The organism is Diaphorobacter sp. LI3 (genome assembly GCF_022807955.1).
Taxonomy (GTDB): Bacteria; Pseudomonadota; Gammaproteobacteria; order Burkholderiales; family Burkholderiaceae_C; genus Diaphorobacter; species Diaphorobacter nitroreducens.
Genome location: NZ_CP094346.1, coordinates 2,271,409 through 2,290,761 on the forward strand (window position 1 = coordinate 2,271,409; position 19,353 = coordinate 2,290,761).

Sequence of the window (19,353 nt, forward strand, 5' to 3'; positions counted from 1 at the left end):
AAGCGTAGCAAGATGTAGTTTGCCCTTGGCCGGCCGTCAGCGCCGATGCAACGCTTCCTTCCACGATCCCGGCCGGTCCTGCGCTTCATCCGGATTTCTGGGCAATCGCCTCGCCCACTTGGGCGGTGCGCGTCTGCCAGAGTTCGATCCGACGATGGGACGCACGCGACATGGAGAAATCGAGTTGCCTTGCCTTTGGCGCCAGGATCTACTACCGCCCGATCGAGGCGGCCGTCCGTTGGGCGGGACTGTTGCGCTTTGAGCCGCGGATTCTGGAAACGCTCGGGCCACGTGCCATGCCTGAGCCGAACGACTTTCCGCGCTGGCCCTTGCTGCGCCTTTTCTCCGAGCGCATCTTCGACGCATTGGCACACGATGAGCTTTCTTACGGCAAGGCAGGCATGGCGCAGGAACCTCAGCGCCCCGCACTCGACGATCCTGCGTTGATCGTGCGCCACGTCGACCTGAAGGCGTGGATGTCGCATTACTACCCCGGTGAGCGGCCTCCATTCCTGTTCGACGGCATCGAGCGCGAACTGCATCCTTCGGTGAGCGTCGCCATGCTGAACGTGTTGCTAGCCGATCGCGAGGCCGCCAAGCTGCAGCTTGCCGAACTCGCACAACTACATGCGGCGCTGAAGGCACAGCACGAAGCGTTGGCGAAGGAGCATGCCAGTAGCATTCGTGAGGGCGATGCGAGTGAACCGGGCCTGCGCAGCGAATCGACTTACCTGAACATCATTGGCGGCCTGCTGACATTGCTGTTGGGCAAGTCCCCCGCGGGCTCTGCCTACTCGTCCTTCCGCAACATGGATGCGGTGATCAGTGCGCTACTGGCCCACCATGAAGGGCGGCCCGGCATCAGCGAGCGAACGCTGTGGAGCAAGCTGGCACAGGCGCGTCGCCACCTGGAGGCATCGCGCTGAGCCTGTAACAGCAGACTGCAATTGCAGTTGCGTGTTCTGCAGTTGCAGTGAATCTCGCAGCAGCAGCATATGGAATGCGAGGCACTTTCTGAACAACGCCATCGAGCGTCAAGGAGTGCCTCTCATGTCTTCGCAGACCATCGCGCCGGCCTTGCCGCCCGAGCACCGCATCCTGCGCCGCGCCGAGGTCGAAGCCAAGACCGGCTTCAAGCGCGCGCACATCTACAGCCTCATGAAGGAAGGCAAGTTCCCCAAGGCGCTGCGCCTGGGCGTGCGCGCGGTGGGCTGGGACTCGGTGGAGATCGAACAGTGGATCGCCGATCGCCTCAAAGAACGCGCCTGACGCTTCTTCTCGGTTCATGCCATTCGACGAGGAGAAGCCCATGCAGGTGGTGTCCATCATTTCGACCAAGGGCGGCGTGGGCAAGACCACGACGGCGGCCAACCTGGGCGGCTTCATCGCCGATGCCGGGCTGCGCGTGCTGCTGCTGGACCTGGACGTGCAGCCCACGCTGTCGAGCTACTTCACGCTGGACGTTCGCGCGCCCGGCGGCATCTACCAGATGCTGGCCTTCAACGAGCGGCGCATCGAGCAACTGGTGTCGCGTACAGTGATCGCGGGCCTGGACCTGGTGCTCTCCAACGACGACCGCGGCGAACTGAACACGCTGCTGCTGCACGCTCCGGATGGGCGCCTGCGACTGCGCCATCTGCTTCCCGTCTTCCGCACGCACTACGACTTGCTGCTGATCGACACCCAGGGCGCGCGCAGCGTGCTGCTGGAGATGGCGGTGCTGGCGTCCGACCTGGCGCTGTCGCCGGTGACGCCGGAAATCCTCGCGGCGCGCGAGCTGCGGCGCGGCACGCTGCAACTGATCGAGGACATCGCGCCGTATCGGCACCTGGGCATCGAGCCGCCGCCGCTGCGTCTGCTCATCAACCGTGTGCATCCTGTGTCGTCGAATGCGCGGCTGGTCCAGCAGGCGCTGCGACAGGTGTTTCAGGAACAGGCCGGCGTGCAGGTGCTGGGCACCGACGTACCGGCCATCGAAGCCTATCCGCGCGCTGCGACACGAGGATTGCCGGTGCACCGGGTGGAGTACCGGCAGCCGGCTGGGCGCACGGCGCCCGCGGCGTTGGAGACCATGCGCACGCTGGCCGGCGAGCTGTTCCCCGTGTGGCGGGAGCGCTTCGCGCTGGTCACCGGTCGGGCCGATGCGGGAGGGGCCGGCCATGGCGAGCGCGCATGAACTGGCGCGCGGCCGCGAACGGCTGCGCGCGCTGATCGAGTTCGCGCTGGGCGAAGGCTGGCGCGTGGTTCGCACGTCCGGCGGGCACCTGAAATTCACGAAGCAAGGCTGCGCGTCGATCTACACCAGCTCGACGGCGAGCGACAACCGTGCCGACCGCAATGCCCGCGCACAGCTTCGCCGCGCCGACCGGCAAGCGCAGGAGAATGGCCGTGGCTGAGCTGACGCCGCAGGACATGGCTGCCAAGCTGCTGGCCACCGGCTTCGAGCGCAGCGGCCCTTCGGCCGCGACCTTGAGCGACCCCATCGCCGACACGCCGATGGTGGTGACGCTGGACCAGTTGCGGCCCTACGACCACGACCCACGCGTGACGCGCAACCCGGCCTATGCGGAGATCAAGGCGTCCATCCGCGAACGTGGGCTGGACGCGCCCCCCGCGATCACGCGCAGGCCGGGCGAGGCGCACTACATCATTCGCAACGGCGGCAACACGCGGCTGGCGATCCTGCGCGAGTTGTGGAGCGAGACCAAGGAGGAACGCTTCTTCCGCATTGCGTGCCTGTTCCGCCCGTGGCCGGCGCGCGGCGAAATCGTGGCGCTGACCGGGCATCTGGCCGAGAACGAGCTGCGCGGCGGGCTGACCTTCATCGAGCGGGCGTTGGGCATCGAGAAGGCGCGCGAGTTCTACGAGCAGGAAAGCGGCCAGGCGCTGTCGCAAAGCGAACTCGCGCGGCGACTGACGGCCGACGGCTATCCGGTGCCGCAGTCACACATCAGCCGCATGAACGATGCGGTGCGCTATCTGCTGCCGGCGATCCCGACGCTGTTGTACGGCGGATTGGGCCGGCATCAGGTGGACCGGCTCGCAGTGCTGCGCAAGGCGTGCGAGCGCACCTGGGAGCGGCGTGCGCTGGGCCGGCCGCTGACCGTGGACTTCGCTTCGCTGTTTCAGGATGTGCTGTCGCAGTTCGACACGCAGCCGGAGGGCTTCTCGCCCCAGCGCGTGCAGGACGAACTGGTGGGTCAGATGGCCGAGCTGCTGGAAGCGGACTACGACACGCTGGCATTGGAGGTCGATGACAGCGAAAGCCGTCAGCGAGTATTGACCAGCGAGCCGGCCGCGCCGAACCCGGCAACGCCTGTCGCACCTGCGGCGCCAGCCATCACGCCGCAACTGTCGCCCGCGGCGCCAACGCCACGGGACACCTCGCCCGTCGCGCCACCGGCAGAGACACCCTCGGCACCACCTGCCGCTGCACCAAACGCCCGGGACGGGCAGCGCGACGAGCGCCTGCAGGGGCACATCGTGACGCCGGCCCCAACCACCGAGCGCCTGCAGTCCATCCAGAGGATGGTCGCGGATCAGCTCGGCGACAAGCTGCCCGACTTCGAGGCCGATGCGCTGCGTGCGATCCCCGTGCAGGTCGGCGGGCTCTATCCCATCTCGGACGTCTGGTACGTCGAGCCGGGGCTGGACGTGCCGGATCGCCTGCGCGTGCACATCGCGCAGTTCGCGCGCGAGATCGGCGAGGAAGCGGCGGTCGCCGACCACATTGAGGCCAGCGTCGGCGGCATCGGCTTCGTCTGCGCGGCGCCGGTTGTGGGCCAGGCGAAGGCGCTGCCGGCGTTCGCGCGGGCGGTGCTGACCCTGCTGCATGTGCTGAGTGCGGCTCCGCCCTCCGCGAACGGATTGGACCGCGCGCGGCTGGCCGACGAGCTGGCGGCGCTGCTGCATGGCCACGGCGGCTCGGCCACACGCCTGAGCGATGCTGCGCTGGTGAAGCTGTTCCGTCTGCTGCGCCTGGCGCGCCGGCTGCTGGATCTGGAAGCCGGCGTAGCGAGCCAGGATTCCTGAGCGCAGGAGGCTCCCGTATGTCGGCACCGCACCCGCTCAACCAGGCCGTGATCGCCCAGGCCCTGCATGACCTGCGCAACGGCCAGTTGCGCCGCTGCAAGGCCATGGGCTTCGGCGAGGAGGAGCTGGATGCGCTGAAACACCCCGAGCTCGTGAGCATGCTGGTGAATGCCACGGTGTCGTGGTGTTCGGTGTCGGTGAACCGGGAGGTATTGAAGCGGCTTCTGAGCCAGGTGCACGACGTGGAGCGGGAGATCGCCACGGTGGACCGCATGCTGCGCCTGGGGGCGAGCACGGAGATGGTCAGCAAGTTCTACGGCCTCACGCATCAGGAAGTGGCGCTGCGCCGTGACATCCTCGGGCTGCCCAAGCGCAAGGGCCGGCATCCGGTGCTTGATGAGGCGCAGGACGTGGCCTTGTGGGAGCGCTGGAAGGCCGGCGTCGCCGAGCGCCATATCGCCCTGACCGACGACATGGCGATGCTGGCGCTGACCATGGACCTGGCCGAGGCCATGACCCTGCCCATGTCGGTGATCTGGTCGGCGATACGGAACTGGATCGACCAGGGGCTGGTGTAGCCATGACCACGGGCAGCGCATCACGGCGCGATGGCCCGGTTGCGCTGTCGGCGTTGTTCGACGAGGCGCTGCGGCACCTTGAGCCGAAGGAACCGGCGCAGGGCACGGCGCCGGCCGCCGACGGTTTCCTCTACAGCGGCAACCGCCATGAGAGCGTGCCGCGCAGGCTGTTCCTCGACCGGCGCCTGACGCCGCTGGAGCGCAACGCCTGGCAGGTGTTCCGTCTGCAGCTCAACGACGACGGCGTGACCGCCTTTCCCACCTACGACCAGCTCCGCCCCTATCTGGCGTCCATGCCCTGTGCGGCGCAAGCCTCGCACGAGACCGTGGCGCGCGCCTTGACGCTGCTGCGGCTGACGCGCTGGCTCAGCCTGGCGCGGCGGCGGCGCGACCCGAAGACCGGCCGCATCCAAGGCAACCTCTACGTGCTGCACGACGAACCGCTGTCGCCCTTCGAGGCGATGCAGCTCGATGCCGACTACCTCGGCCTGGTCAGCCAGGCGCTGACCCATGCCGCCAAGGCGGTACAGATCGTGGGCATGAACACGCTCAAGGAGATTGCCGAAGACCCGCTGCTCAGCGGCCGCACATTGCCGACCCGCTTGCAGGTGCTGGCGCAGCGCATGGCGCTGCATGGCTGGACGACGCCAGGTTATCCACAGGAGGGTGCGGACCACGAATCCGAAGAAGGCCAGGAAGCCCTTCTTCGGAATGCTGCGCGCCCGTCTTCGGAATCCGAAGCAGGACCGAAACCCGCGCCGGACGGCTCTCTTCGGATTCCGAAGGAGGACCGTACAGTACGTAATGATCGTATAAATGAAGTACGTACAGTACCGCGCGCGAGGGCCTTGCAGAACCTGCGGCTACCCGAGCGTTTCCTGCGCTTGAAGGACGAGCAGCAGGCCGGCGCGCTGGTGGCGCTGCAGCAGGTGGACGAGGCGCAGAGGCAGGCCGTTCTCGACGAGTGGGCGGCACGCTGCCACAACAGCGCGGTACGCAACCCGGCCGGCTACCTGTTTGGCATCATCCAGAAGGCGATCCGCGGGGAGTTCAAGGCCTGGGCCGGAGAAAGTGCATCGGCACCGCCAGCGCCCCCGTCACCTGCGCCCTCGTCACCGCCGGCATCCCGTGCGGCTGACCCCGAGGTCGCACGAGCCTACCTGGCTCAGCTCCGAGAAGCCTTGCGTGATCGCTGATGTTGACTATCCCCAGGGGATAGCTGGAACAGACATCTTTCCGCCGCGCTCGATTGTCGCCCGCCGAATGACAGGCGAAACTGTCGCCTGTGAATCAGACGAGGACAGCCACGCACGAGCCCGGCCGACGATGGACATGACGACTTCCCCCGCCACAAACGCACTGCAACCACTACAGCAAGACGTTCAGCGCTTGCTGGGCAGATGCCTGTTGCGCCTTCAACAATACGAGCGCCTCATGAAAGCCATCGTGGCCCACCACGAGATTTCAGGCCCGGCGCATTCGCTGGAGGCCATTCGCGCAGCGCGGATTGAAGATGCCGCGACCAAGACCCTGGGCACGTTGGTCGGACAACTGTTTGGTTCGTATGTCGTCACCGATGGAAATGGCGGCGAGGAACGCGACGACGATCTTCCCGGCGACGTGATTTCCTTTCGCACGCGCGTGCAACTGAGCCTGTCTGCGCAGGACTACGCCAACACCCAGGCCGACCTCAAAGACCTGGTATCGCTGCGCAACACTCTGGTGCACCACTTCATCGATCAGCACGATCTATGGACCGTGGACGGGTGCCGCGTTGCACAGGACGAACTCGGTTCCGCCTACACGCGCATCGATCAACACTTCGAGCAGCTGCGCGGCTGGGCCGAGCACATGGATCAGGCGCGGCGCCTGGCAGCGGAGTTCGTCCAGTCGGATGTGTTCCACGACCTGGTGGTCAATGGCATCGCGCCGGACGGCACGGTGGACTGGCCGGCCGCCGGCATCGTCCGCGCGCTGCGCGAGGCCGCCGCGCAGTTGGCCGTCGAGGGCTGGACACCCATCGCCGCCGCTGGCCGCTGGATCGCGGACCGGCATCCCGAGCAGCTTCCAGCCAAGTACGGCTGCAGCAGTTGGCGGCAGGTGGTGCATGAGTGCCGCCTGTTCGAGCTTCGCTACCGTGAGGTGGAGGGGCAACGGGCCGCCTGGTACAGACCTCGCGAAGCATAGCCCCGCAACGCGGTCTCACCTCCGCGCGAGCCGCTAACAACTCCGCCGAGCTATCCCCAGGGGATAGCCGGCACACACAGCCTTCCGTGCGGAACAAACCGGGCGCGCATGGGCTGCGGTTTGTTGACTGACAGCCTTCCGGCCGATGCCGATGCTGGCGACTCGCCAATTCACCGCGAGTCGCTCCCATGGCCAACGAACGCACAGAACCCCTGCAACTGAATCTCGGATCGCTGCGCAGCGCGATGTCGCTGACGCTGCACACGCACCACGCTTCGCGCATCTGGCACGGCCGCGCGCCGACCGAGGGGCGCCCAGGCATCATCGGTCTCAACGGCTTCATCGGCGCCATGAACAAGATGAAGCGCGGCGCCGAGCAGGACGACCCGTACTCGGACTGGTGGATGTTGCGGATCGAGGACAAGCTCGCCGACACCAAGACCCGTCTGCAGACCCTGCGCGACCAGGTGGATCAGGCCTTGGCCGACGTGCCATCGGCGCTGTCGCTGGGCGAGAACATGAACGTGCAGCCGGTGAAGCTGCCGCTGTTCGTGAACGCCCAGCTCGGCTTCATGGCGGTGTATCTGCTGGCCGACTACGACGACCTGGCACGCAAACTCATCCTGGCGCACCACACGGCGCTGATCGACCGCAGCACCTTGGAGCGCTGGCTCAATGATGGTGCGCACGCGCTGCGCAGCCTGTTCTCGCTGGCCCAGCAGTACCGCTACTCGGGCACGACGCGCGACGACTTCGCGGCGAAGAACGCGGCGGCGCGAGCGGCGCTGGAGAAGTTCGGCGAGTTGCCGCAGGACGTGCTGGAAGGCACGCGCCGCTCGCGCTTCGCGCCACCCATCGCGCGGCGGACGAACAAGCCCGGCACGCCGCCTGCTGCGCCTGCCATCGTGCCCGATGCGCAGGCTTCCACGGGTGGCGCAGCCGATGGTGCGGCGGGCGATGAGGGTGTTGGCGCATGACAGCATCGCCCCCTATCAGCCACTCCACGCGCTTCGTGGCGCTGGAACAGGCGGACTTCCAGCGGCTGGAACACGCAGGCTACCTAAAAGGCCTTTTACAGCCTTTTAAGGGTAAGGGGAGTCTGGAGACCTGGGCCAGCCAGTGCGCAGCGCTGCGCGACGACGTGATTGGCCTGGCGCAGCGGCGCGTGCTGCCCCAGGCGCGCGCCTATCCCTTCAGCCTGCTCGACGTGCAACTGGCCCAGCAGGCCACTGGCGCAGGGACGACCTTCCTGCGCTGGCGCAACCTCGACCGTTCCTCCATGGGCGTGGCGTTGTGGGAGGCCCTGCTGGCCAACCCCGCGACGCCGGCCTCGCTGATCGACGAGCTGTACGCGATCGAACTGCAGCGCATCGTGCTGAACATGCAGATCAGTCTGACCCACAGCATCGCTCGCCAAGCCCTGGAATGCGCCAACAAGGCCGCGCAGGCCGAAGCGGCTTACCTGCGGCGCGTCCACGGGCATACCGCGTCCGTTCCACCCACCACCAAGGAGTCACCATGAGCACGCACTTCGTCGGCGAGGGCAACATCGGTTCTGCGCCGGACTACCGCGAATTTCCGAACGGCAACGACGAGCCACGCCGGCTGCTTCGCCTGAACGTCTACTTCGACAACCCGATCCCGAAGAAGGACGGCGAGTACGAAGATCGCGGCGGCTTCTGGGCGCCCGTGGAGCTGTGGCACCGCGACGCCGAGCACTGGAAGACGCTGTACCAGAAAGGTATGCGGGTGCTGGTCGAGGGCCGCACCGTGCGCGACGAATGGGAGGACGCCGACGAGAACGAGCGCGTGACGTTCAAGGTCGAGGCGCGGCGCGTGGGCATCCTGCCGTACCGCATCGAGTCGGTGGCGCTCAGCACCAAGCCGGCCGGCGGACAGTAATTCGCCCATCGCCGTTCCCCCGAGGGCGGCTGTAGCAACCGTCATACGCCCGCGATGCACCAGCGAGCTATCCCCAGGGGATAGCTCCAAGGTCGTCCACGGAGTTCCAGCCGCCCTCCCGAAACGACGCTCTTGCTGTGCCAGCTCCTGCGGTCTATGCACACCGCTGCGGGAACGGGCCGCCTGCCGATCACAAAGCGGTGTCTGCATCAATCGGCTTCCTTGCTGCCGGCATCTCCTGGCCCCGCCAAGCTGACGCCCATCCGATGAACCGCACATTTCCAAGGAGGCTTCATGCGCGTGTTCCTGTGCGAGAAGCCCTCTCAGGGCAAGGACATCGCCCGTGTGCTGGGTGCCGTTCAACGCGGCAACGGCTGCTACAGCGGCGCGGGTGTCGTCGTGACCTGGTGCATCGGTCATCTGGTGGAGGCGGTTCCGCCCGAAGGCTACGGCGAGCAATACAAGCGCTGGGCCATCGAGCAACTGCCCATTCTTCCCGAGCGTTGGCGTGTCGAGCCCAAGGCGGCGACCGCAGCGCAATTCAAGGTCGTGCAGCAGCTCGTCGCCAAGGCGGGCGAGCTGGTGATAGCGACCGACGCCGACCGCGAGGGCGAGATGATCGCCCGCGAGATCATCGACCTGTGCGGCTACCGCGGGCCGATTCAGCGCCTGTGGCTGTCGGCGCTCAACGATGCGTCGATCCGCAAAGCGCTGGGTGCGCTCAAGCCGTCCGCCGAGACGCTGCCGCTGTATTTCTCCGCACTCGCCCGATCGCGCGCCGACTGGCTGATCGGGATGAACTTGAGCCGCTTGTTCACACTGCTGGGGCGTCAGGCCGGCTATACGGGCGTGCTGTCGGTGGGGCGCGTGCAGACGCCGACGCTGAAGTTGGTCGTGGATCGTGATCGCGAGATCGCGCGATTCGTCTCCATGCCGTATTGGGCCGTGGATGTGCTGCTATCCCATGCCAGCCAATCCTTCACCGCGAGCTGGATACCGCCCGAAGGCAGCACGGATGCAGCGGGTCGCTGCCTTCAGCAGCCGGTGGCGCAGCAGGCTGCGGATCGCATTCGCGCGGCACGCGATGCGCAGGTCGTGTCGGTGGACACCGAGCGCGTGCGCGAGGCACCGCCGCTGCCGTTCGACCTGGGCACGCTGCAGGAGGTGTGCTCCAAGCAGTTGGGCCTCGACGTGCAGGAGACGCTGGACATTGCCCAGGCGCTGTACGAGACGCACAAGGCGACGACCTATCCGCGCTCGGATTCGGGCTACCTACCCGAGAGCATGCTGGCCGAGGTGCCGACCGTACTCGACAGTCTGGTCAAGACCGACCCCAGCCTGCGGCCGCTGATCGAGCGCCTGGATCGCCAACAGCGCTCGCGTGCATGGAACGACGGCAAGGTTTCGGCTCACCACGGCATCATCCCGACGCTGGAGCCCGCCAACCTGTCGGCCATGAACGAGAAGGAACTGGCCGTCTACCGGCTGATCCGCGCCCATTACCTCGCGCAGTTCCTCCCGCACCATGAGTTCGACCGGACGGTAGCGCAGTTCTCGTGCGGCAGTCAGTCGCTGGCGGCCGTGGGCAAGCAGATCGCCGTCACCGGCTGGCGTGAGGTGCTGGCGACGCCGGGGCCGGACGATGCCGATGGCGAGGACGCGCAGCGCAGCCAGGTGCTGCCCGCCCTGCATGCGGGCCTGTCCTGCCCGGTCGGAAAGGTGGATCTCAAGGCGCTGAAGACGCTGCCGCCCAAACCCTACACGCAGGGCGAGCTGATCAAGGCCATGAAGACCGTCGCCAAGTTCGTGACCGACCCGCGCCTGAAACAGAAGCTGCGAGATACCACCGGCATCGGCACCGAGGCGACACGCGCCAACATCATCAACGGTCTGATCGGTCGCGGCTACCTGGTCAAGAAAGGCCGCGCCGTCCGCGCTTCCGACGCGGCATTCACGCTCATCGACGCGGTGCCCTCGGCCATCGCCGACCCCGGCACCACGGCGGTGTGGGAGCAGGCGCTCGACATGATCGAGGCCGGCCAGATGGCGCTGGACACCTTCATCGAGAAGCAGTCCGTGTGGGTCGGCCAGCTCGTGCAGCAGTACCGCGGCGCAACGCTCTCGCTCAAGCTGCCGCCGGCGCCGGCCTGCCCGCAGTGCGGCGCACCGATGCAGCAGCGCACGGGCAAGAGCGGCGCGTTCTGGTCCTGCTCGCGCTACCCGGACTGCAAGGGCACGTTGCCGATCGAGTCCCCGACGGGCCGGCGCAGCGCACCGCGCAAGCGGCGCGCTGCCTCCAAGGCGTCCTGATCCTCGCTTCCCCCTGCCGCGCCGGCCCTTCACTGGCGGCGAGGCAAACGTCCCGCACCGCGCGGGACTCCAAAGCGCGCGTCTCCTTCTGCAACGGTGTGCGCGCCCCGTCTGCCCACCATCGGGCGACGGGGCGAGAAGGTCATTGCTCCACGAATCGCGCCCGCCGCCATTCCCTTGATCGGTGTGCCTTGCCTCGGCCACGAGGGGCTTCCTGACGCCTTGCCGCCGCGCGAGCCGTGAGGAGGCCCCTTGGGCCGAGGGTATTCCGTGCCGGTGCCCGCCGGCGGAACAACGGGCTCCCTTTGTGTGTGGATGCACGCCAGAGGTTTCCGGCCCCAGCCACGAAACGGGCCGGGTGCGATTGCTGACGCAGCGAACGGCTTTGACGACGGCCTGCGCTGACGCAGCCCACAGGTGGTTTTCCTTCCTCTCCAGCCGAAGGCCCGCGTGGCCTTCGGCGCCCTGGTCCTTGCCTTGTCCCGTGACGCGAGCCTGCCCTAAAGCGGGCCGTCCGCGATTCGGTTTTCCCTGCGACGGCAGCCATGCCTCGCGCCCATCCTCACGCCATGCGTTGCTGACAGTCGTCAGCGGCATGCCCTGGCAGTCTCGGTCTTCAAGACTGCAACGCGGTTCGCCGCGTTGACCGATCCAGTCCGCTTCGCATCGCCCACCGCGGACGCTCGCCGGCCTGGCGACGATGCACTTTTCTCAACCACCCGAGGGGAACCCCATCCCCTGCGGGATGCGTGCTCCCCGACCCACCAAGGAGCACGGCATGTCTGAACCTTCCGCATCTTCCTCTGCAACCGCAGTGCGCAGTGGTGCGCTGGCGCTGGCCTGGACCGGCAAGCGTCTGCCGCTACAGGTGCTGCGCAGCGCGGCCGGCCACTACATCGGCACGCAAGACGACGAAGGCCCGGTATCGCGGGAGTCCGTCGAGTATTTCCCGAACCACCTCGCAGCACAGCGCGCCCTGGATACCCATGCCTGGACACAGCGCGCTCACCCCTGATTCCCACCCTTCAAGGAGTTCTCTCATGAATCTGTCTTTGCCCGAAGACGTGCTCGATCAGATGGCGCTGGAACAGGCGCACTTCGATGCTGCACCGCAGGCCTTCTTCGAGGCCTGGAAGCGCGGCGCGCAGATCGCCGGCCACGAGTGGTTCGGCGACGGCACACGCGAAGGTCTGCAGCGTGCCACCACCAAGTGGGACCTGCGGCCCAACATGCTGATGCTCAACGACGCCCTGGGTGTGCTGAGCAGCGGTCAACGCATGTTCCTGTCCGCGATGGTGAGCTTCTACAACTCCCGCGAGGGCGGCGCGATGCTCAAGCGTTGCGGCTTCGAGGGGCTGTCCGATTTCGGCGGCCTCGATCTGGAACGGCGCCAGGTCATCGCTGACCTCACGCTGCACTACAACGGCTGGTGAGCCGCGCCTGGCAACCCACCGTCCATTCATCCCACCCTACGAGGGACATGCGTCCCCGTTTGGGGCCATGTCCCTCCTTGTTTTCGCAGGAGCGGCCATGTCCCGAATCACCATCTTCCACTGACCTGCACCGCCCGCCACCAGGGCGGCCCGACGCCGCGGCCGGCTGACCGGCTGCCACTTCATCCACTCGCTGGGGTTCAATCCCCGGCAGGGGATTGCCTCGGCCATCCTCTGCTGGAGGAATCCCATGTCCCATTCCAACAACCCCTTCGTCCGCGGCTACGATGGCCTGTCCGTGCAACGGCTGCTGGCGATTTCCTACGACGACGACTGCCCGCTGAGCTATCTGCCGCTGCACGTCTCGCAGTCGCACCTGCCGGACAGCCAGGTCGAGCGCCATGCCTGCGTCTTCTGCGACGACTTCGCGCTGATCACGGAAGGCCAGAACGTGCCGCCCGAGCTGGACGCGCAATGCCGCAGCCACGGCATCGCCCGAAACCTCGTCTACGCCGTCATGGCCGAAGAAGCCGGCCAGCCGCTGCACGTCGGCGATACCTACTCCGAGGAAGCCGCACGCGAGGTGGTGCGGCGCCTGCGCTTCGAGACCGGCTTCTACAGCCGTGCCTGGGAAATCAGCTCGGCGCACATCACCGAGGAGGCCGGCCGCTATCTGGCCAACCTGGCCGACATCGCCACGCCGAGCGGTTTTCTGTTCATCGCCTTCCGCATTCCCTACAGCCCGGCGGTCGGCGTGAAGCTGATCGCCACGCCCTGGACGGATGCGAACGTGCAGCAGGTCGAGGGCATCACCGCCGAAGAACTGCGGCAGGAGCACCGGGCCAAGGGCATGCCGGAGCCCCTCGTGGAAGTGTTGCACCTGGCTGCGCTCGCCGACGTTCGCATGTTGGTGTTCGATGCCGACGCGCCCGTGCTGGACGGGCTGACGCTCTACGACGACGAGTAACCCGCAACCCATTCGAGCCCCCACGTAGGGGCTCTTCTTTTGCGCGGAACGCGGTGCCGGCGCATTGCCGATTCCCAACGGACGGCCGCCGCCATGTGCCGCACGCTGGCCGCATGTTCGCTGGCGTTGCCGGCAGCATGCCCAGGCAGTCGAGACCTTCAAGACTGCGGCGCGGTTCGCCGTGCTGGTTGCTTCGTTCTCCGGGCGCACCCGCGTCCATCCACCTCACCCTCAAGGGATCGACCTCCCTTGCGGGCGGGAGTCCCTTGGTTGCCACAAGGAGTCTCCCCATGGATACCCAAGCCATCCGCGCACAGATGCCGACGCTCGTTGTCGGTCATGTGCCTTCCAACGTCCGTTCGTTCAAATTCAACATCTTCGACGGCCAGCCCAAGGTTTCGACGCTGGGCTTTCACATCGACCCGAAGCCTTTCGAGGGCAAGGTCATCGCCACCACCGACGAGGCCATCGTCGTCAAGACGGGACGGGCCGAGTTCGCGGTGCTCGATCGAACGCTCGTGACCGAGGTGCCCGACGAGGGCGCCAAGGTGCAGGTCGAACCCTATGTCAGACGCCGCTTCGACGGTCAGCGGGCGGACACGCCCGAGGAGCAGACCGAGTTCACCGCCGACGGCCAGCCCTACACGGTGAAGCGGTTCGTGCTCGGTTCCGCACCGGCGAAGCTGCCGATCCCCGAGCCGCGCTGCCCCGAGCTGCAGGAACTGATCGACCAACTGGAGCAGTTGCCCGCTCCCGACGGCTTCCGGCGCATCACCCACATGCTGGTGGATGCCGGTGCGCGGGACATCACCTGGGTCGATCCGCTGCCCGCCGACATCATCCGCACGCCGCCGGCCATCGGCTTCACCGTCGCCACGACGAAGTTCCAGGGTTGCGTCACCGTGCTGTATGAGCGTGGCCTCGACCTCTACGCGGTGGAGCTGCGCCGCGACGGCGAGCTGATTCAACGGGTCGATGAGGTGTTCTTCGACACCCTCGGCGAGACGCTGGAACGGCTGATCGACGACGGGAGCTGGCGCCGCATCCGAGTGCAGTGCCTGTTGTCGGGTCGCAAGGCTGTCCGGCACTGATCTCCCAGCAGCTTCCCGCCTTCGCGGCGGGAAGCCTCTCTTCCTGCATCCCTGGAGATCACACCCATGACTGTTCGATTCAAAGGCACGGAGCTGCGGCCCGTGCTCGTCGAAGCGGTGGCGAATCAATGCCGCGTCATCCTGGTCAAGGATCAGGGCGTGTACTTCCTGGCCGAGCGCGGCGAGCGCCGACCCGATGGTCGCCAGAAGACCATCGCCTATGCCGCTGGCTGCAACCCGGATGTCGATGCGTTCGATGACTGGTGGGAGCTGGCGCGCGCCGAGTTCGGCGGCGATGACTTTGGCGAGTTCTTCGATCCGAAGGAGGGCGTGTTTGCGTGCATCCTGCACAGCGAGGACGATCTCGACGTGTCCGCCACCGCGACACACCTGTCGCTGCAGGCGGTTCCTTCCGCGCCCAGCGGTAACTGACCGCCCATCCCTGGCCCCCGCTCCGGGGGCCTCTTTCTTCCCGGCAATGCGGACAGCCGCGAGTGCCAATTACCGCTCGCATGCGCGCCGCCCCGGCGCCACGCTTCCGCCCATGTTCCGCTGACGTCCGTCAGCGACATGCCCAGGCAGCCACGATCTTCAAGGCTGCGACGCGGTTCCGACCGCGTTGATCACCCCAGTTCGCACCGGCATCCATGCGCGAACGGCCATCGGTTCTCGATGGCGATGCCACCAAGCTGTTCCATCAACCCACGCGGGGGTTCCACACCTTCCCCGCCTTGGGTCGGGTGTGTCTCCGCCTCATTGTTCTCAGGAGATTCACCATGACCACTTCCACCGAAAAGTCCTACTTCGATCTGCACATCACCGGCCTCGGGTATCTCAATCGCATCCGCGAAGTGAAGCCCAAGAAAGGCGATGCGTTCCTGGCCTGCGACATCGCGGCTCTGAACGGTCCCAGCGATGACGTCTCGTATGTGCGTTTCGACACGCGCGTATCGGGTTCGGAAGCGCAGCACCTGGTGCGCCGCTGCATTCAGGCGGTCGACGCCGAGAAGAAGGTGATGATCGGCTTCCGCCTGGGCGACCTGTGGGCCGACACCTTCACCTACTCCAAGGGCAAGCGTGCCGGCGAGCAGGGGGTGAGCCTCAAGGCCCGCCTGCTGTTCGTCAGTTGGATCAAGGTCGACGGCAAGCTCGTCTACAAGGCCGAACCCAAGCCGACCGAGACCGACGAGCGCGACCCGGAAGTCCCTGTGACGTCCGACGCGCCCGCCGCGCAGCAAGCCTCGGCACCGGAGCCTTCCAAGCCCGACGCCGATGCTGCCGACGACGCTGCCGATGCCCCCGCATTGGCCGTTGCCGAGTCGTTCTGATCCGCAAGGCCCCATCCCCGGGGCCTTGTCTTCTCTTCGTCAGCAGGAGACCTTCATGATCACCATCCCCGGCCAACTGGCCATCAAGACCATCCACGGCAGGAACGGCGACTTCAACGTCGGCCGCCTGGCGACCTCGATCGGCGAGTTCGTCGTGAAGAACGCCGAACTCGATCAGTACCGCGAGGGCAAGTACGACGGTGATTTCGTCATCGTCGAGATTCGCCCCTCCACGTACAACGCCAACGGCCGCATGGTCATCGAGATCCGCGCCCATCTGGGCGGGATGACACTGTCCAACATCGACGCCCTGAGCCGCGACGAGGCCCGCCGGCTGAGTCCGCAGGAAGTCGATCCGATCGACGAGGAAGCGCAGACGCCCGCGCCGGCAACGCCCCCGGCCAAGCCGAAGGCGAAGTCGCGCAGTCCGCGTGATCCCCTGGTCGATACCACGCCGTTCGGCAGCGAATCGGCTCCCGTGTCCGCTGCGGCCTCGGCCGAGGCAGACGACGCGGTGCTGTTTGGTGCCTTGTGGCCCCTGGGCGAGACCGTGAAGCTCGATGCGACCGTGGATCGTCGTGTGCTGCGTCAGCAGCGCGACCGTCTCGACAAGCTCGGCTACGAGTTCGCTCCGTTGTCCCAGGACTGGCACCTCAAAGCTGCCTGATCCATCCGCCGCCTTACGCGGCATTCCGCCACCCGCCGGGGTTCTCCCCCGACGGGGAGGGCTCCGGCCTTTGCTTCAAGGAGACCCTCATGGGCTGGACCTTCGTTCGTCAGACGCGCGATCAGTTGATCCGCGAGCTGCTCGCTCCGCAGGCGTCCGAACGCGCTTGCTGCGAAGTCATCGACCACACACTGGACGGCGACGTTCTGTGGACCGCGGTTCGCGTCACCGCCAGGCAGGCGGGCGTCATGGGCCTCGCGGCCGGTGAGTCCGTCTGCTACATCGGCTGCCATCTTCTGGAAAGCTCGGGCGGCGATTGGGGCTACAAGTCCCTCGATGAGTCCGTGCATCCGTACTACTACTCGTGCCCGCTGCGCTATCTCGACATGGCGCCGGTGCAAAGCTCCGAGTGGCGCGAGCGGGTTCACCGCTTCCACGCGGGGCGCGCTGTCTAGCGGCACGCATCTTCCTTCACCCAACCGGGGCGAGCACGGCCCCGCGGGCTGTGGTTGCTCCTTCTTTTCCAAGAGGACATCACCATGCCTGCACCTTCTTCCGCGAAACCGCTGTACCGCATCGACGAATGCCCCGACCTCATGGCTGACGGTTGCGTCGGTGACGAGCAGGGCAATCTCGTCTTTCTCTCGATCTGGGCGCGCGACACCGCCGTTCAGGAGTTCCTCGCCCGCCTGACCCTCGGCCGGGACGAACAGGGACTGGATCAGTTCCACGTCATCACCGAGCAGGGCGCATCCATCTCGGTCTTCGTCGGCAACGTCGAGAACCCGGAAAAGCGCATCACCCGCGCCTATCGGCGAACGCTGTTCGGTTCGCTGACGAACGTGTGGCTGTTCGATCGTCGCTGCGTGAAGCCAGACAAGGCCAACGCCAGCGCGCTGGCGCTTCTGCCCAGGGATTCCGCTCACCGGCTCGACCGGCTGTGGACGCTGGTGCAGGACACCTGCCCGCTGCCACTGCTCGACCACTGGCGCGACACCGTGCTGGAGCTGTTGCAGACACGGCGGATGCTGACCGGTCTTCCCTTGGCCCTCGGGCCGCTGGAAGGCCATCGGCTGGCCCTCGATGTCCCGGCGCTGACGAAGGCGTTGGGCGAGCTGATCCGCAACGGCACCCTTGGCGCCACGCAGTACGAACTGGCCGCGAACGCACCGCTTCGGCGTGTGGCGTGAGCCATCCCCACGGGCATGCGCGCCGCGCGTGCCCGCCTTCCCTCATCCATCACCAGGAGAAATCCATGGCACTCATGTTTCCGCGCCTGGCGCGCAATTTCATCCGTAACGGCTACTTCCCCACCGACGAGCCGACGCTGGAGCGGGCCTTGTCCGCACTGGTGCCGTCTCCCGGCTCCATGTCCCTCCTCGATCCCTGCGCCGGCGAAGGCGTGGCGATTGCCGAAGCCGCCCACGCCCTCGGGCGCGAGCAGGTCCAGGCCTTCGCCGTCGAGTACGACGCCGAGCGTGCCCGCCACGCACGGCAACTTGTCGATCGCTGCATCCAAGGTGATCTGATGGACACGCTGATCTCGCGCCAGTCCTTCGGGCTGCTGTGGCTGAACCCGCCGTATGGCGACCTGAGCAAGGACGTGAACGGCAACATCGGCTATCAGGGCCAGGGCCGTGCGCGGCTGGAAAAGCTCTTCTATCAGCGCGCGCTGCCGCTGCTGCAGTACGGCGGCGTGCTGATCTTCATCGTGCCGTCCTACGTGCTCGACGCCGAGCTGGTCGGATGGCTGACGCGCCACTTCGCCGACCTGCGCATCTACCGTGCGGTGGAAACGCAGTTCAAGCAGGTGGTGATCTTCGGTCGCAGGATTCGTCAACGCGACCAGGCGTCGGAGTCGGCCAAGTCCTTGCGCGGTCTGCTGCTGCAGATCGGACAGGGTGACGCCGAAGCCGAGGAGCTGCCGCCCGAATGGCCGTTCCTGCCGTACACCGTCCCTGCCAGCCCGGCCGAGCCGGAGCACTTCTATCGCGTGACGATGGAGCCCGAGCAGTTCGCCGATGAAGTCGGCCGGCTGCAAGGACTCTGGCCGGCGCTCGATACGCATCTGGGCGCCGCGCAGCAGTCGCTGCGTCCGCCCGCGCGGGCCTTGTCGCACTGGCATCTCGCCCTGGCCTTGGCCGCAGGCGCGATTTCCGGCGTAGTGACGTCCAAGAGCGGGCGCGTGCTCGTCGTCAAAGGTGACACCCACAAGGAGAAGATGCTCCAGACGGAATACACCGAACGCGACGACGGCTCCGTGGCCGAGACACGCATCCTCACCGACAAGTTCGTGCCGGTCATTCGTGCATGGGACTTGACGCTGGGCTCGCCTACGTGGGGCGAAGTGCTGACCATCCGCTGATCGCTGTTCCCTGACGGTTCGCCGTCGCTTTCATCCACCCACCGGGGTCACGTTGCCCCGACGGGGTGCCGTGGCCCCTTCTTCCAGAAGGAGAAACCACCATGGCACTCGCAGTCCTCAACCTCGGGTCACAAGCACGCTTTTCGCCAGGGCAGGTGGTCATGACCGCCGGCGTCGACGAGCTGGTCCGACAGGGCCGGCTCAACCCCTCGCCGTACCTGCGCCGCCATCTTCATGGCGATTGGGGCGACCTGGACGACAGCGATCGACGGCAGAACGACGCCGCGCTGCAATCCGGTGAGGATCGTCTGTTCTCGTCCTACCAGGTCACGCGCGACCTGAAGCTCTGGATCATCACCGAATGGGATCGCAGCGTCACCACACTGCTGTTGCCCAGCGAATACTGATCCAACATCCAGCGGCCTCGCGCCGCTTCTTTCTTCCCACCCAGGGGCATGTCACCGCCCCGTGGGGGAGGTGCATGCCCCATTGC

At 66.6% G+C, this 19,353-nt stretch carries 23 protein-coding genes; all 23 read left to right on the forward strand.

All coding sequences use genetic code 11. The features are described 5' to 3' along the window. Window positions 1-170 precede the first annotated feature (170 nt). The 23 genes from MRB47_RS10515 to MRB47_RS10625 all read left to right on the forward strand — a co-directional run bounded on the left by MRB47_RS10515 (window position 171) and on the right by MRB47_RS10625 (window position 19,267). Window positions 171-926 carry a hypothetical protein gene (locus MRB47_RS10515; protein WP_010792182.1) on the forward strand — a complete coding sequence of 252 codons (756 nt, stop codon included), beginning with the start codon at window positions 171-173 and terminating at the stop codon, window positions 924-926. A gap of 124 nt (window positions 927-1,050) precedes the next feature. After that, window positions 1,051-1,269, forward strand: coding sequence for an AlpA family transcriptional regulator (locus tag MRB47_RS10520; RefSeq protein ID WP_004255100.1), 219 nt, complete (start codon window positions 1,051-1,053; stop codon window positions 1,267-1,269). A 40-nt stretch (window positions 1,270-1,309) separates the two neighbouring features. Then, window positions 1,310-2,176, forward strand: coding sequence for a ParA family protein (locus tag MRB47_RS10525; protein WP_013721843.1), 867 nt, complete (start codon window positions 1,310-1,312; stop codon window positions 2,174-2,176). Beyond that, window positions 2,160-2,396, forward strand: a complete 237-nt coding sequence (locus MRB47_RS10530; protein ID WP_023124360.1) for a hypothetical protein — start codon at window positions 2,160-2,162, stop codon at window positions 2,394-2,396. Before MRB47_RS10525 ends, MRB47_RS10530 begins: the two co-directional genes overlap by 17 nt. Further along, window positions 2,389-4,032, forward strand: a complete 1,644-nt coding sequence (locus MRB47_RS10535) for a ParB family protein (protein WP_411275684.1) — start codon at window positions 2,389-2,391, stop codon at window positions 4,030-4,032. The genes MRB47_RS10530 and MRB47_RS10535 overlap by 8 nt, the downstream gene beginning before the upstream one ends. Before the next feature lie 17 nt (window positions 4,033-4,049). Then, the gene (locus tag MRB47_RS10540) at window positions 4,050-4,610 is read left to right on the forward strand and encodes a DUF2857 domain-containing protein (RefSeq protein WP_004255086.1); all 561 of its coding nucleotides are present in this window, start codon (window positions 4,050-4,052) and stop codon (window positions 4,608-4,610) included. 2 nt (window positions 4,611-4,612) lie between these two features. After that, on the forward strand, window positions 4,613-5,806 hold the full coding sequence (locus MRB47_RS10545) for an STY4528 family pathogenicity island replication protein (RefSeq protein WP_004255084.1): 1,194 nt from the start codon (window positions 4,613-4,615) through the stop codon (window positions 5,804-5,806). Between the two features lie 238 nt (window positions 5,807-6,044). After that, window positions 6,045-6,797 carry an OST-HTH/LOTUS domain-containing protein gene (locus tag MRB47_RS10550; protein ID WP_023101518.1) on the forward strand — a complete coding sequence of 251 codons (753 nt, stop codon included), beginning with the start codon at window positions 6,045-6,047 and terminating at the stop codon, window positions 6,795-6,797. A 188-nt stretch (window positions 6,798-6,985) separates the two neighbouring features. Then, a complete protein-coding gene (locus MRB47_RS10555) occupies window positions 6,986-7,774 on the forward strand; it encodes a PFL_4669 family integrating conjugative element protein (RefSeq protein ID WP_023101517.1) in 789 nt (262 codons plus the stop codon). After that, a complete protein-coding gene (locus MRB47_RS10560; protein WP_004362273.1) occupies window positions 7,771-8,319 on the forward strand; it encodes a DUF3158 family protein in 549 nt (182 codons plus the stop codon). Before MRB47_RS10555 ends, MRB47_RS10560 begins: the two co-directional genes overlap by 4 nt. Beyond that, complete coding sequence (locus MRB47_RS10565; RefSeq protein ID WP_003141056.1) at window positions 8,316-8,699, forward strand: single-stranded DNA-binding protein; 384 nt, start codon at window positions 8,316-8,318, stop codon at window positions 8,697-8,699. The genes MRB47_RS10560 and MRB47_RS10565 overlap by 4 nt, the downstream gene beginning before the upstream one ends. Before the next feature lie 294 nt (window positions 8,700-8,993). Then, window positions 8,994-11,009 (forward strand): DNA topoisomerase III, encoded by a 2,016-nt coding sequence (locus tag MRB47_RS10570; protein ID WP_252100647.1) that lies wholly within the window; start codon window positions 8,994-8,996, stop codon window positions 11,007-11,009. 778 nt (window positions 11,010-11,787) lie between these two features. Then, a complete protein-coding gene (locus tag MRB47_RS10575; protein WP_013982118.1) occupies window positions 11,788-12,024 on the forward strand; it encodes a hypothetical protein in 237 nt (78 codons plus the stop codon). Window positions 12,025-12,049: 25 nt separating this feature from the next. Beyond that, the gene (locus MRB47_RS10580; protein WP_003141051.1) at window positions 12,050-12,442 is read left to right on the forward strand and encodes a hypothetical protein; all 393 of its coding nucleotides are present in this window, start codon (window positions 12,050-12,052) and stop codon (window positions 12,440-12,442) included. 250 nt (window positions 12,443-12,692) lie between these two features. Beyond that, window positions 12,693-13,409, forward strand: a complete 717-nt coding sequence (locus tag MRB47_RS10585; RefSeq protein ID WP_023124355.1) for a hypothetical protein — start codon at window positions 12,693-12,695, stop codon at window positions 13,407-13,409. 290 nt (window positions 13,410-13,699) lie between these two features. Beyond that, window positions 13,700-14,500 (forward strand): GTPase, encoded by an 801-nt coding sequence (locus MRB47_RS10590; protein ID WP_252100648.1) that lies wholly within the window; start codon window positions 13,700-13,702, stop codon window positions 14,498-14,500. A 66-nt stretch (window positions 14,501-14,566) separates the two neighbouring features. Next, on the forward strand, window positions 14,567-14,932 hold the full coding sequence (locus MRB47_RS10595) for a DUF3085 domain-containing protein (protein WP_252100649.1): 366 nt from the start codon (window positions 14,567-14,569) through the stop codon (window positions 14,930-14,932). 344 nt (window positions 14,933-15,276) lie between these two features. After that, window positions 15,277-15,828, forward strand: a complete 552-nt coding sequence (locus tag MRB47_RS10600) for an STY4534 family ICE replication protein (protein ID WP_023124352.1) — start codon at window positions 15,277-15,279, stop codon at window positions 15,826-15,828. 55 nt (window positions 15,829-15,883) lie between these two features. Continuing rightward, window positions 15,884-16,495, forward strand: coding sequence for a DUF3275 family protein (locus tag MRB47_RS10605; protein ID WP_023124351.1), 612 nt, complete (start codon window positions 15,884-15,886; stop codon window positions 16,493-16,495). 89 nt (window positions 16,496-16,584) lie between these two features. Next, window positions 16,585-16,950: a hypothetical protein gene (locus tag MRB47_RS10610; protein WP_034031705.1), complete on the forward strand. Its 366-nt coding sequence runs from the start codon at window positions 16,585-16,587 to the stop codon at window positions 16,948-16,950. 84 nt (window positions 16,951-17,034) lie between these two features. After that, on the forward strand, window positions 17,035-17,685 hold the full coding sequence (locus tag MRB47_RS10615) for a hypothetical protein (RefSeq protein WP_252100650.1): 651 nt from the start codon (window positions 17,035-17,037) through the stop codon (window positions 17,683-17,685). Window positions 17,686-17,750: 65 nt separating this feature from the next. Continuing rightward, window positions 17,751-18,860 carry a DUF6094 domain-containing protein gene (locus MRB47_RS10620; RefSeq protein WP_023657726.1) on the forward strand — a complete coding sequence of 370 codons (1,110 nt, stop codon included), beginning with the start codon at window positions 17,751-17,753 and terminating at the stop codon, window positions 18,858-18,860. Between the two features lie 101 nt (window positions 18,861-18,961). Continuing rightward, a complete protein-coding gene (locus MRB47_RS10625; RefSeq protein WP_013721855.1) occupies window positions 18,962-19,267 on the forward strand; it encodes a hypothetical protein in 306 nt (101 codons plus the stop codon). Window positions 19,268-19,353: the final 86 nt, after the last annotated feature.

Coding starts and splice junctions, on each gene's coding strand:
- MRB47_RS10515 (WP_010792182.1), top strand. CDS start 171: ATGGAGAAATCGAGTTGCCTTGCCTTTGGCGCCAGGATCTACTACCGC.
- MRB47_RS10520 (WP_004255100.1), top strand. CDS start 1,051: ATGTCTTCGCAGACCATCGCGCCGGCCTTGCCGCCCGAGCACCGCATC.
- MRB47_RS10525 (WP_013721843.1), top strand. CDS start 1,310: ATGCAGGTGGTGTCCATCATTTCGACCAAGGGCGGCGTGGGCAAGACC.
- MRB47_RS10530 (WP_023124360.1), top strand. CDS start 2,160: ATGGCGAGCGCGCATGAACTGGCGCGCGGCCGCGAACGGCTGCGCGCG.
- MRB47_RS10540 (WP_004255086.1), top strand. CDS start 4,050: ATGTCGGCACCGCACCCGCTCAACCAGGCCGTGATCGCCCAGGCCCTG.
- MRB47_RS10545 (WP_004255084.1), top strand. CDS start 4,613: ATGACCACGGGCAGCGCATCACGGCGCGATGGCCCGGTTGCGCTGTCG.
- MRB47_RS10550 (WP_023101518.1), top strand. CDS start 6,045: ATGAAAGCCATCGTGGCCCACCACGAGATTTCAGGCCCGGCGCATTCG.
- MRB47_RS10555 (WP_023101517.1), top strand. CDS start 6,986: ATGGCCAACGAACGCACAGAACCCCTGCAACTGAATCTCGGATCGCTG.
- MRB47_RS10560 (WP_004362273.1), top strand. CDS start 7,771: ATGACAGCATCGCCCCCTATCAGCCACTCCACGCGCTTCGTGGCGCTG.
- MRB47_RS10565 (WP_003141056.1), top strand. CDS start 8,316: ATGAGCACGCACTTCGTCGGCGAGGGCAACATCGGTTCTGCGCCGGAC.
- MRB47_RS10570 (WP_252100647.1), top strand. CDS start 8,994: ATGCGCGTGTTCCTGTGCGAGAAGCCCTCTCAGGGCAAGGACATCGCC.
- MRB47_RS10575 (WP_013982118.1), top strand. CDS start 11,788: ATGTCTGAACCTTCCGCATCTTCCTCTGCAACCGCAGTGCGCAGTGGT.
- MRB47_RS10580 (WP_003141051.1), top strand. CDS start 12,050: ATGAATCTGTCTTTGCCCGAAGACGTGCTCGATCAGATGGCGCTGGAA.
- MRB47_RS10585 (WP_023124355.1), top strand. CDS start 12,693: ATGTCCCATTCCAACAACCCCTTCGTCCGCGGCTACGATGGCCTGTCC.
- MRB47_RS10590 (WP_252100648.1), top strand. CDS start 13,700: ATGGATACCCAAGCCATCCGCGCACAGATGCCGACGCTCGTTGTCGGT.
- MRB47_RS10595 (WP_252100649.1), top strand. CDS start 14,567: ATGACTGTTCGATTCAAAGGCACGGAGCTGCGGCCCGTGCTCGTCGAA.
- MRB47_RS10600 (WP_023124352.1), top strand. CDS start 15,277: ATGACCACTTCCACCGAAAAGTCCTACTTCGATCTGCACATCACCGGC.
- MRB47_RS10605 (WP_023124351.1), top strand. CDS start 15,884: ATGATCACCATCCCCGGCCAACTGGCCATCAAGACCATCCACGGCAGG.
- MRB47_RS10610 (WP_034031705.1), top strand. CDS start 16,585: ATGGGCTGGACCTTCGTTCGTCAGACGCGCGATCAGTTGATCCGCGAG.
- MRB47_RS10615 (WP_252100650.1), top strand. CDS start 17,035: ATGCCTGCACCTTCTTCCGCGAAACCGCTGTACCGCATCGACGAATGC.
- MRB47_RS10620 (WP_023657726.1), top strand. CDS start 17,751: ATGGCACTCATGTTTCCGCGCCTGGCGCGCAATTTCATCCGTAACGGC.
- MRB47_RS10625 (WP_013721855.1), top strand. CDS start 18,962: ATGGCACTCGCAGTCCTCAACCTCGGGTCACAAGCACGCTTTTCGCCA.